This is a genomic window from Streptacidiphilus sp. P02-A3a, from assembly GCF_014084105.1.
Taxonomy (GTDB): Bacteria; Actinomycetota; Actinomycetes; order Streptomycetales; family Streptomycetaceae; genus Streptacidiphilus.
On sequence record NZ_CP048289.1, the window covers coordinates 1706529 to 1718648 of the forward strand.

Annotated in this window: 10 protein-coding genes; 7 read left to right on the top strand and 3 right to left on the bottom strand. The window is 69.6% G+C overall.

Annotated elements, in window-relative coordinates:
* Positions 1–69 precede the first annotated feature (69 nt).
* From mrdA to GXP74_RS07815, 6 genes are all read left to right on the top strand, one after another.
* Positions 70–2286: a penicillin-binding protein 2 gene (gene mrdA, locus GXP74_RS07790; RefSeq protein ID WP_182450659.1), complete on the top strand. Its 2217-nt coding sequence runs from the start codon at positions 70–72 to the stop codon at positions 2284–2286.
* Positions 2283–3485, top strand: coding sequence for a rod shape-determining protein RodA (rodA, locus tag GXP74_RS07795; protein ID WP_182450660.1), 1203 nt, complete (start codon positions 2283–2285; stop codon positions 3483–3485). Before mrdA ends, rodA begins: the two co-directional genes overlap by 4 nt.
* Positions 3486–3560: 75 nt before the next feature.
* A complete protein-coding gene (locus GXP74_RS07800) occupies positions 3561–5501 on the top strand; it encodes a TIGR03960 family B12-binding radical SAM protein (RefSeq protein ID WP_182450661.1) in 1941 nt (646 codons plus the stop codon).
* A gap of 145 nt (positions 5502–5646) precedes the next feature.
* Entirely contained in the window at positions 5647–6927 is a 1281-nt protein-coding gene (locus tag GXP74_RS07805) for an ATP/GTP-binding protein (RefSeq protein WP_182450662.1), read from the top strand.
* On the top strand, positions 6896–7546 hold the full coding sequence (locus GXP74_RS07810; protein ID WP_182450663.1) for an RloB family protein: 651 nt from the start codon (positions 6896–6898) through the stop codon (positions 7544–7546). The genes GXP74_RS07805 and GXP74_RS07810 overlap by 32 nt, the downstream gene beginning before the upstream one ends.
* 194 nt (positions 7547–7740) lie before the next feature.
* Positions 7741–9807, top strand: a complete 2067-nt coding sequence (locus GXP74_RS07815; protein WP_182450664.1) for a phosphocholine-specific phospholipase C — start codon at positions 7741–7743, stop codon at positions 9805–9807.
* A 39-nt stretch (positions 9808–9846) separates the two neighbouring features.
* On the opposite strand, the gene GXP74_RS07820 is transcribed toward GXP74_RS07815, so the two are convergent.
* The 3 genes from GXP74_RS07820 to GXP74_RS07830 all read right to left on the bottom strand — a co-directional run bounded on the left by GXP74_RS07820 (position 9847) and on the right by GXP74_RS07830 (position 11261).
* Complete coding sequence (locus GXP74_RS07820) at positions 9847–10164, bottom strand: hypothetical protein (protein ID WP_182450665.1); 318 nt, start codon at positions 10162–10164, stop codon at positions 9847–9849.
* 116 nt (positions 10165–10280) lie between these two features.
* Positions 10281–10751 (bottom strand): hypothetical protein, encoded by a 471-nt coding sequence (locus GXP74_RS07825; protein WP_182450666.1) that lies wholly within the window; start codon positions 10749–10751, stop codon positions 10281–10283.
* A gap of 210 nt (positions 10752–10961) precedes the next feature.
* Positions 10962–11261 (bottom strand): hypothetical protein, encoded by a 300-nt coding sequence (locus GXP74_RS07830; RefSeq protein ID WP_182450667.1) that lies wholly within the window; start codon positions 11259–11261, stop codon positions 10962–10964.
* A 341-nt stretch (positions 11262–11602) separates the two neighbouring features.
* Between GXP74_RS07830 and GXP74_RS07835 the strand changes: the two genes are divergently transcribed.
* Positions 11603–12076 carry a hypothetical protein gene (locus tag GXP74_RS07835; RefSeq protein ID WP_182450668.1) on the top strand — a complete coding sequence of 158 codons (474 nt, stop codon included), beginning with the start codon at positions 11603–11605 and terminating at the stop codon, positions 12074–12076.
* Positions 12077–12120: the final 44 nt, after the last annotated feature.

Genomic DNA, 12120 nt, shown 5'->3' on the forward strand with positions numbered 1-12120 from the left:
ACCGCAGAGTCCGCAACCGCAAAGTCCGCAACCGCAAAGTCCGTAACCGCCGGGCGGGAAGCGAAGCACATGCCCAGAACCCCGGAGTCCGCCGGGCGCAGCCCGAGGGTGACCGGCCGCCTGCTGGTCCTCCAGGTGATCGTCCTGTCGCTGCTGGCCACCCTCGGTGGCCGACTCTGGTTCCTCCAGATCCGCGACGGCCGCCAGTACTCGCAGGAGGCCGTGTCCAACCACCTGCGCCCGGTCCAGGTACCGGCAGTGCGCGGGCAGATCCTGGACGCCAACGGCTCGCCGCTGGCCGACAACACCACCCAGCTGGTGGTCACCGTCAGCCGCACCGCGCTGCTCCAGCAGCACGACGGCGGCGCGGCGGTGCTGGCCCGGCTGGCGCAGGTGCTCGGGATGAGCCCGACCGAGGTGCACGACAAGGTCCGGCTGTGCGACGCGGTCACCCCGCAGCCCTGCTGGAACGGCTCGCCCTACCAGCCGATCCCGGTGACCACCCAGGCCACCACCCAGCAGGCGATGCAGATCGTCGAGCGCCGCGAGGACTTCCCCGGCGTCGCCGCCGACCCGACCGCCGTCCGCGACTACCCGGGCCCGCACGGCGCCAACGCCGCGCAGCTGCTGGGCTACCTCTCCCCGGTCACCCAGGACGAGATCGACGCCGCCACCGGCTCCGACGGCAAGTCCCTCTACGCCGCCTCGGACCAGGTCGGCCGGGCCGGCCTGGAGTCCGTCTACGACCGGCAGCTGCGCGGCAAGCCCGGCGTCGACAACCTGGAGGTGGACAACCTCGGCCGGGTCATCGGCAGTGGCGGCGGCACCCCGGCGATCGCCGGGGACGACGTGGTGACCAGCATCGACTCCCGGATCCAGGGCATCGCCGAGGCGCAGCTGCAACAGGCGCTGATCACCCTGCGGAAGACCTGGGACACCGTCACCCACCAGAACTACAAGGCCGACTCGGGCGCGGTGGTGGTGATGGACGTCCACACCGGCCGGATCATCGCCATGGCCAGCGCCCCCACCTACAACCCCAACGTCTGGACCGGCGGCATCTCCGACCGCGACTACGCCTCGCTGACCAACGGCAACTCGGACTTCCCGCTGCTGAACCGGGCGATGCAGGGCCAGTCCGCCCCCGGCTCGACCTTCAAGGTGGTCACCACCTCCGGCGCGATCAACGCCGGGTACACCTACGACGACAAGTTCCCCTGCACCTCGGCGATGACCATCGGCGGCCGGGTGTTCAAGAACTTCGAGGGCGAGAACTTCGGCGACATCGACCTGTCGAAGGCACTGGAGGTCTCCTGCGACACGGTCTTCTACAACATCGCCTACCAGCAGTGGATCAAGGACGGCGGGATGCGGCCGACCCACCCGGCCGACTGGCTGTTCAAGGCCGCGACCGAGTTCGGCCTCGGCCAGAAGACCGGCATCGACCTGCCCGGCGAGGTCGCCGGACGCGTCCCTGACCGCGCCTGGCACGACCAGTACTACGCCGAGATGAAGGACATCTGGTGCAAGCAGGCCGCCAGCGGCAAGAACGACTACGGCACCGAGGTCGCCCGCGAGGACTGCTCCGACTTCGCCACCGTGCGCGCCGGTGACGAGGTCAACTACGCCATCGGCCAGGGCGACACCCTGGTCACCCCGATCCAGATGGCCCGGGTCTACGCGGCCCTCGCCAACGGCGGCACCCTCTACCGGCCGCAGATCGCCAAGGCGGTGGTGACCCCGTCCGGCAAGGTCGTCACCGACCTGCCCCCGGTCGTCCAGGGCCACCTGCCGGACACCCCGCGCACCATCCAGTACATCGACGACGCCACCGCCGGGGTGATCACCGAGGGCACCGCCGCCTGGAAGTTCCAGGGCTGGCCGCAGGACAAGATCCAGCTGCACGCCAAGACCGGTACCGCCGAGGTCGTCGGCAAGCAGACCACCTCCTGGTTCGACACCTACACCAAGGACTACGCCGTGGTGATGACCATCGCCCAGGGCGGCACCGGCTCCGGCGGCGCGGGCCCGGCCGTCCGCAGCATCTACAACGCCCTCTACGGGGTCCAGCCGAACGGCTCGATCGACCCGAAGAAGGCGCTGCTGCCGACCCCGCAGGCGGCGCTGCCGAGCTTCGCCCCCGACGGCTCGGTGGCCGAGCCCGCCGCCTACACGGTGGACCTCCCCGGCTCCACCGGCCCGGCCCCGGCCGGACCCCGGGGCGGCGGCGACCGGCAGGGCCCGCTCACCCCCGGCCTGGAGGCCGAGCGGAGGGCCGCCGCATGAGCGGTCTGACCACCAGCTACCGCAGCCCCCGCTACACCCCGCAGCGCGGCGCGGTCGGCCGACTGCTGGCCCGCGAGTCCCCGCTGCGCCGGATGGACTGGGTGCTGGTCGCCGCCGCCGTCGCGCTCTCCGGCCTCGGCTCGCTGCTGGTGTGGTCGGCGACCCGCAGCCGCAGCGACATCAACCACGGCGACCCGCAGTACTTCCTGGTCCGGCACCTGCTGAACCTGGCCATCGGGATCGGCCTGTGCGTGGGGATCGTGCTGCTCGGCCACCACCGGCTGCGCACCGCCGTGCCGTTCCTGTACGGCTTCGCGGTACTGGCGGTGCTGGCGGTGCTCAGCCCGCTCGGCTCGACCGTCAACGGCGCGCACTCCTGGATCGTGCTCGGCGGCGGCTTCTCGGTGCAGCCGTCCGAGTTCTGCAAGATCGCGATCATCCTCGGCATGGCCACCCTGCTCTCGGCCCGGGTGGACGCGGGAGAGACCCCGCACCCGCAGGGGAAGGCCATCGTCCAGGCCCTGGCCCTGGCCTCGGTGCCGATCGGGGTGATCCTGCTGATGCCCGACCTCGGTTCCACCATGGTCATGGTGGTGATCATCCTGGCGGTGCTGCTGGCCTCCGGCGCCCCCACCCGCTGGCTGCTCGGACTGATCGTGGTCGGCGGCACCGGGGCCTTCGCGGTGGTGCAGCTGCACCTGCTCAAGCAGTACCAGATCGCCCGCTTCGCGGCCTTCGCCGATCCCCGGCTCGACCCGTCCGGGGTCGGCTACAACACCGCGCAGGCGCGGATCGCCATCGGCTCCGGCGGCCTGTCCGGGCAGGGGCTCTTCCACGGCACGCAGACCACCGGCCAGTTCGTGCCGGAGCAGCAGACCGACTTCGTGTTCACGGTCGCGGGGGAGGAGCTGGGCTTCCTGGGCGCCGGTCTGATCATCCTGCTGCTCGCGGTGGTGCTCTGGCGGGCCTGCCGGATCGCCCGCCAGGCCGGGGACCTCTACAGCACCGTCGTCGCCGCCGGGGTGGTCGCCTGGTTCGGCTTCCAGGCCTTCGAGAACATCGGGATGACCCTGGGGATCATGCCGGTGGCCGGGATCCCGCTGCCCTTCGTCAGCTACGGGGGCTCGTCGATGTTCGCCATCTGGGTCGGCATCGGGCTGCTCCAGTCGGTGAGGATGCAGCGGATCATGCCCGCCTGACCGAGCGCGACGGCGGTGCGGCCGTTCGCGTTATCCTGAGGGATCCGACCTGCGTCCACACGAAAGTCCTCCTCTATGCCTGTCGAGTCGGTCTTCCCGCGCCTGGAGGCCCTCCTCCCGCACGTCCAGAAGCCGATCCAGTACGTCGGTGGTGAGCTGAACTCCACCGTCAAGGACTGGGACGCCTGCGATGTCCGCTGGGCCCTGATGTACCCGGACGCCTACGAGGTCGGGCTGCCGAACCAGGGCGTCATGATCCTCTACGAGGTGCTCAACGAGCGCGAGGGCGTCCTCGCCGAGCGGACCTACAGCGTCTGGCCGGACCTGGAGGCGCTGATGCGCGAGCACCGGGTGCCGCAGTTCACCGTGGACGCGCACCGCCCGGTCAAGGGCTTCGACGTGTTCGGCCTCAGCTTCTCCACCGAGCTGGGCTACACCAACATGCTCACCGCGCTGGACCTCGCGGGCATCCCGCTGGAGGCCGCGGACCGTGGTCCGGACGACCCGATCGTGCTGGCCGGCGGCCACGCGGCGTTCAATCCGGAGCCGATCGCGGACTTCCTCGACGCCGCCGTGGTCGGCGACGGCGAGCAGGCCGTGCTCGACATCACCGAGGTCATCCGCGCCTGGAAGGCCGAGGGCCGCCCCGGCGCCGACGGCCGCAGCCCCCGCGACGAGCTGCTGTACCGGCTGGCCCGGACCGGCGGCGTGTACGTGCCCAAGTTCTACGACGTCGAGTACCTGGCCGACGGCCGGATCAGCCGGGTCGTGCCGACCATCTCCGGCGTACCGTGGCGGGTGTCCAAGCACACCGTGATGGACCTCGACGAGTGGCCCTACCCGAAGCAGCCGCTGGTCCCGCTCGCGGAGACGGTGCACGAGCGGATGTCCGTGGAGATCTTCCGCGGCTGCACCCGGGGCTGCCGCTTCTGCCAGGCGGGCATGATCACCCGCCCGGTCCGCGAGCGCTCCATCACCGGCATCGGCGAGATGGTCGAGCGCGGCCTCAAGGCCACCGGCTTCGAGGAGGTCGGCCTGCTGTCGCTGTCCTCGGCCGACCACACCGAGATCGCCGACATCGCCAAGGGCCTGGCCGACCGCTACGAGGAGGACAAGGTCGGCCTGTCGCTGCCGTCCACCCGGGTCGACGCCTTCAACATCGACCTGGCGAACGAGCTCACCCGCAACGGCCGCCGCTCCGGGCTGACCTTCGCCCCCGAGGGCGGCAGCGAGCGGATCCGCAAGGTGATCAACAAGATGGTCTCCGAGGAGGACCTGATCCGCACCGTCGCCGCCGCCTACGGCAACGGCTGGCGCCAGGTCAAGCTCTACTTCATGGTCGGCCTGCCGACCGAGACCGACGAGGACGTCCTGCAGATCGCCGAGATGGCACGGAACGTCATCCAGAAGGGCCGCGAGGTCACCGGCCAGAACGACATCCGCTGCACGGTCTCCATCGGCGGGTTCGTGCCGAAGCCGCACACCCCCTTCCAGTGGGCCCCGCAGCTCGGCGTGGAGGAGACCGACGCCCGGTTGCTGAAGCTCCGCGACACCATCCGCAACGACCGCAAGTACGGCCGCAACATCGGCTACCGCTACCACGACGGCAAGCCCGGCCTGGTCGAGGGCCTGCTGTCGCGCGGCGACCGCCGCATCGGCAAGGTCATCCGCGCGGTCTACGAGGACGGCGGACGCTTCGACGGCTGGCGCGAGCACTTCTCCTTCGAACGCTGGATGCGCGCCGCCGAGAAGGGCCTGGCCGGCACCGGCGTCGACGTCGCCTGGTACACCACCCGCGAGCGTCAGTACGAGGAGGTCCTGCCCTGGGACCACCTCGACTCCGGCCTGGACAAGGACTGGCTCTGGGAGGACTGGCAGGACTCCCTGGAGGAGGTCGAGGTCGAGGACTGCCGCTGGGACCCCTGCTTCGACTGCGGCGTCTGCCCCCAGCTCGACCTGGACATCCAGATCGGCCCCACCGGCAAGAAGCTCCTCCCGCTCAGCGTCGTCAAGTAGCCCACCCGCACCCCCCCGAAGGGCGGCCCGACCCACCGTCGGCGCCGCCCTTCGGCGTGTTCTCCCCGGGTTTCGGTTGTCAGCGATCCGCTGACGCGATTCACTTGCACAAGAGGGCACTTCATCCCCCAGAAGGAAGTCTCAGGTGCTGCTGAACTTCAGAACGGCGAATCATCGCTCGATCCGGGACGAGCAACAGCTTCAGCTGCACCCGGCCTTCGAAGCGGACCGCCCCGAGGGCACCGACTGGCAGGCGGTCCCGGTCGTCGGCATCTTCGGAGCCAACGCGGCAGGCAAGTCGAACATCGTCGACGCCCTGGAGTACATGGCCTTCATGGTGGTGAATTCCCACCGTGACGCCGAACCGGACGGCGGTGTGCCGCGGCGCCCCTTCCGCCTTGACGAGTCCGCGCTTTCCGATCCTTCCTGGTACGTGGTGGACCTGCTGCTCGACGACATCCGCTACACCTACGGCTTCAGCGTGGACGACGAGCGGGTTGTCAACGAATGGCTCTACAGCTATCCGCTGGGGAAGAAACGTAAGATCTTCGAACGGTCCGACGGTGACTTCGAGCCCGGCGACTCGCAGGAGAAGCGCGAGCTGAGACTGGTCGAAAGCATCACCGAGCCCAATGTGCTGTTCATGTCCCTGGCCGCCCGCTCCAAGCAGTCGGATTTCCAGCCGGTCTATCAGTGGTTCCAGAAGGGGCTGAATTTTCGGCGCCTGAAGTCGCCGACGGATGTCCTTGAAATGAATCGATTCTTCGAGACGCCGAAGCGCTACCCGGAGCTGGTGGAACTTCTCAGGGCAGCCGATCTCGGAATCGAGGAATGGGGAGTGGAGGAAATCCAGACCACGGCGCCTCGTCGCCCGCACGGACCCATCCACAAGGAGGGTCGCCAGTTCGAGAAGGTCACCCGGCCGTGGATCGGCCAGCGCGGGCGCGACGGCGTCGTGCGCATGAGTCTGCAGGACCAGTCCGCCGGGACCCGGGCTCTACTGGAGCAGCTTCCCCGATTCCTCGCCGTGTTGCGCCACGGTGGGACCCTGGTGGTGGATGAGATCGACTCCAGCCTGCATCCGAGGCTCACCGCCCAGTTGATCAGGATGTTCCAGGATCCGGAGACCAACAAGCACGGCGCCCAGCTCATCTTCACCAGCCATGACGCGAGCCTGCTCGGCAAGGACAGCGGCGAGGACATCCTCAAGCGGGACCAGGTCTGGTTCGTGGAGAAGAACCAGTACGGCGAATCGGAGATCTTCGCCCTCGCGGAGTTCAAGCCGCGCCGGAACGAGAACCGGGAGCGACGCTACCTCGGCGGCAGCTACGGCGGCGTCCCCTTCATCGACAGCAGTTTCACCCGGGCGCTGCTCCAGGGGGAGGGGACAGCGGATGGCGCGGGAGCCGAAGCCGAGCGGCCGTAGAGGTCCGTCGTTCGAGTCCACCCTCGGCCGAGCGGTCAACAGCCGCGAGCCCCGCGAGCGACTGCTCGTGGTCTGTGGCGCGAAGGTGACCGAGCGGGACTACATCCAGGGCCTCTGCTCCGTCGTGCGGAATCCAGCGGTCTCGGTCAAGGTGATCGAGCACCCCAGATCCCCGTCCCAGGTCGTCGCATATGCCGCGCAGTACGCCCGAACCACCGGTGAGGAATACGACCAGACCTGGTGCGTGCTCGATGTCGACCAGTTCGTCGATATCGACCAGGCGCAGGCCGACGCGGACGCCGAGAACATCCATATCGCGCTGTCCAATCCCTGCTTCGAACTCTGGCTCATCTTACATTTCGCCGATCACCGCAGCCACGCCGCCAGTTACAAGCAGCTTGAATCGGTGATTGCGAGATGCCTGCCGGGGAAATACAGCAAAACGGGCCTCAGGTTCGCTGACTACCAGCAGGGATGGCCCGACGCGGTACGCCGGGCAAAGCAGCTCGCCGCCCCCGGCCACGAGGCACGCGTCAACCCCGCCACCGGCATGTGGCGCCTCGCCCTCGCCATCGGCGACACCCCCGCGCGCGGTGCCGTTCGGGGCGAACGCCGCTGACCCACGGGCCAGGCCGTCCGGCGCGCGGCTGGGCGTACCGCTTTCCCTTCTGCCGGGGGACTGCTGACACCACGTCTCTTCCGTTGGTCTGTTGTGTTTCACTCTGCCGTCATATGGTTACCGGGCGGTAGACACCTGGCTGCCCCAGAGTCGCACGGCTGGAGTTGTATACACAATCCTCCCGGAGGTCCCCCGTGGCACCCGTCACCCGTCGTACCTTCCTCGGCTCCGCCGCCGCCCTCGGCGCGGCGATCGGCCTGGATGCCCTGCCCGGCACCGCGCCCCGCGCGTCCGCCGCCACCACCGGCACCATCACCGACGTCAAGCACGTCGTGGTACTGATGCAGGAGAACCGCAGCTTCGACCACTACTTCGGCACGCTGAAGGGGGTGCGCGGCTTCAGTGACCGGGCCACCATCGAGATCGCCGGAGGCAACAGCGTCTTCAACCAGCCCAACGGCAGCGGCCGCCAGTACCCCTGGCAGCTGAGCGCCACCGACACCTGGTACTTCGGCGTCAGCAAGGAGCAACTGGCGCAGTGTGACGGCTCGTTGGACCACTCCTGGTCCACCCAGCACGAGGCGTGGAACAACGGGAAGATGGACTCCTGGGTCTCCGCCAAGGGCTCGGTGCGGACCCTGGGCTTCATGAACCGCTCGGACATCCCGTTCCACTACGCGCTCGCCGACGCCTACACCATCTGCGACGCGTACCACTGCTCGATCCTGTCCGCGACCGGCCCGAACCGCACCTACCTGTGGTCCGGCGAGATCGACCCGGCGGGCGCCGCGGGCGGTCCGGCCTACGACGGCGGCTCCGAGTCCGGCCTGAAGTGGCAGACCTACGCCGAGACGCTGCAGAACGCCGGGGTGAGCTGGAAGGTCTACCAGAACGCCTCCGACAACTTCGGCGACAACGCACTGGCCTACTTCAGCCAGTTCACCGGCGCCGCGAGCAGCAGCCCGCTGGCCCACTACGGCATGGGCTCGGTGCCCAGCACCGGCAACACCCCGGTCGACATCGCCAACGCCCTCGCCGCCGACGCCAAGGCCGGTACCCTGCCGCAGGTCTCCTGGGTGGTCTCCAACCAGCTCTACTCCGAGCACCCGGACGGGCCGCCGGAGAACGGCGCGTACTTCGTCAACCTGGTCATCCAGGCCCTGGCGTCGGACCCGGACGTCTTCAACTCCACCGTGCTGTTCCTCAACTACGACGAGAACGACGGCTTCTTCGACCACGTGCCGCCGCCGGTCGCCCCGGCCGGGACCGCCGGGGAGTTCTACTCCGGCGAGAACATCGGCCTCGGCTTCCGGGTCCCGATGATCGTCGCCTCGCCGTGGACCCGCGGTGGCTTCGTCGACTCCCAGGTCTACGACCACACCAGCGTCATCCGCTTCCTGGAGACCTGGACCTCGGCCCTGGGCACCCCCGCCGTCTGCAACAACATCAGCACCTGGCGCCGCCAGGTGTGCGGTGACCTCACCGGCGCCTTCGACTTCGCCAACCCGGTCTACGGGCCGCCGGCCCTGCCGGCCGCCACCGCCACCATCAGCCAGACCACCGCCAGCCTGATGGTCAACCCGAGCCCGGGCACCAACTCCCTGCCCACCCAGGAGGCCGGTACCAAGCCCGCCCGCGCGCTGCCCTACCAGCCCAACGCCTGGGTCGACCACATCGAGTACGACGCCGACAACGCGACCCTGCTCTGGCTGGACCTGGCCAACCAGGGCCCGCAGGCCACCGCCTACGCGCACTACTCGGTCTACTCCAACGCCGGGAACACCGGCGGCCCCTGGCAGTACACGGTGGCCCCGCACAACGCCGCCACCGGCACCGACGGCAGCGCCAGCGCCTCCTTCAGCATCGGCGCCAACAACGGCAACGGCGCGTACGACCTGACCGTGCTCGGCCCCAACCGCTTCCTGCGCCACTTCGCCGGCAACGCCACCACCGCCGGGAGCACCGCCGAGGCCGTCACGTCCTACGCGACCGCCCCGAACACCGGCGCGGAGGCGGTCTGGTTCGCCCTGAGGAACACCGGCGGCAGTGCCGTCACCTTCACCATCACCTCGAACAACTACCGCACCGACGGCCCCTGGACGTACAACGTCGCCGCCGGTGCCACCGTCTCCGACTACTTCAACGCGGTCACCGTCGCCAACGGCTGGTACGACTTCACGGTCACCGTCAGCGGCGACTCCAGCTGGAGCCGCCGCGCCACCGGCCACATCGAGACCGGTGCGGTGACCGTCACCGGCTGACGCCCGTCCCCGCCGCCGTCCCCTTCCCGGGCCGCCCGCTCAGCGGACGCCGGGGAGGTGGATGGCGGTCCAGCCGGTGGGCAGCGGACCGCCGGTGGAGGCGTTGACGCGGCCGGAGCCGTTGCAGGCCATGCAGCGTTCGACCCGGATCACCGTCCGGGCCCGGCCGTCCGGGCTGACGCTGTAGCGGGTGTAGCGGCCCGACCCCTCGCACAGGATGCAGGGGTCGCCGCTGATCACCTGGTGCGCGTGCCCGGTCCCGCTGCACGACTGGCACTCCGACTTGCCGATCCGGCCCTTGCCGCTGCACGTCAGGCAGTGCCCCGAGGGCACCGAGTCCGCGAGCTTCCTGCTCACAACTGCCCCTTCCCACTGCCTGCCTGCGGCACGATGGCCTCCAACTCGTCGGAGTGAGCGTATCCCTGTCCGAACATGTTGCGGAGTGCCTTGCTCCACCGGGCTGGTGGCGTACCTCACCGGTCGTAGCGGGCGGACGGCCGCACGCCGTTCGGCCGCAGCTCCGCTCCGGCGTGCAGCAGGTACTTGCGGGTGCTCTCGCGGCAGTAGTGGATCAGGTGCGCCAGGCTGGAGACCGACGCCCCGGCCTCGTAGCGGCGGCGCAGCTCGGCCAGGTCCACCGGGTAGGCGGTCATCACCGGGCGGTACGCGGGCCGGATGGTCACCCCGGCCAGCCGCAGCACCTTCGCCGTGTACTGCGTCGACCGGCCGATCTCGGCGGCCAGCAGCAACAGGCTGGCCCCGGCCTGGTACCTGGCCGTCAGCCGTCGGCCGAGCAGGATCTCGTCCTCGCGCGGCAGCAGCCCGCGCAGGGTGAAGACCTCTCTGCTCGCCTCCGCGAACAGGCTGCGGACCAACGGAAGGTCGTTGTCCTCGCAGGCCCGGCGGACCGCCGCCGCGTACCGCGTGCGCGGGTTCTCGCTCAACTTCTCTCCTGTTGTCTGTGCGGAAACGAAAAAGCTGCTACTCGTCGCCGGAGGTGTGGCACGGGCAACTGCATCGGTGTTCCTCCGGGCTGGAGTTCGGCCCGGCCCGGAAGCTGAACCGCCCGGAGCAGAGCGCGTGCAGTTCCGGATGCTCGTCGTTCAGGCAGCAGCCGGACCGCCGGGCGCGCGGCGGCCTGCCGCCCCGGCTCTTCACCGGCACCGCGAGTCGCGGCTGTTGGCGTTCAACTCGCCCACGCGCGCCCGGAGTTCATCCCGCCGATCGGCGGGCAGCAGGTCCTCGGCGCGGGCGGTCCACTCGACACCGCCGCCCAGCGGACGCAGGTAGACCTCCCCGGCGTACCGCGCCATCACCACCCCGACCCGGTCCCGCCGCCGGTCCCGGGCCAGGCTGCCCACCGCTGCCGCGTCCCTGGTGGTCACCGCCGTCCCCCGATCGCCCGCCGGGTCCGCCCGCTGCTCGGGGTGACCCGCGAAAAGGGCATGCCGCACCGCTGTTCTCCGCCCATCGCACACACTGCCTCACGCTTTTGCGCACTGGATTTCCGGTGGTTCCAGGATTGCGATTCGGCGGCGGCCGGTACAGCGTTTCGAGGAGACAAGAGGTGAAGTGGACCCTCGCGGGACAGTGTGGAAAATGTCCCGGACCCGCCCGGGGATCAGTTCACGCAATATGCGGAACAAACCCCTCCCCGGGGGCGCGTTGGTGCGTGTGCGACACGCGGATGGTACTCCGCGCGCTCTGTCCACGAAGAGTGCGGAGTCAGCAGAATCACCAGGCCAGTGTTCAGCAGTGACAGCGGCCGTCGTGCCGCCCCCACCGGAGGTGCCCCATGTCCGACCCACTTGTGCAGATCCAGATCCGCGGTGCCGGCGTCGCCATCATCAACGGCACGGTCTACGCGGCTCTCATCGCCCCGCCCAACGCGGCGACCTGGGTGGCCTCCTCCGGCCCGGACGGCTCGACCGTCTTCACCGACCAGGCGAGCGGGCTGGTGCTCAGCGCGCAGTCGACCGACCCCGGTACCCAGGCGGTCGTGACGCCGAGCGGGACCGCGCCCATATCCTCCTGGAACGTCGTGCGGTACGCCGACGAGCAGGGTGACGACGCGACGCCGATCAAGGATGCGGGCGAACTGGTCAGCGGGTACTACACGCTCCAGGACCCGGCATCGGGCACCTACCTGTTCCGCAACGGCATCGAGGACCGCAGCCTGCGGCCCAAGTTCGTCGGCTTCCCGTCGTACCAGGGGGACGGGGAGTACGAGCTCGTCATCCAGGTCGTCGGCGATGGCGACGACGACTGACGACCGCCGAGCGGGCGTCAGGAGCCTGACGTCGCAGGGGCCCG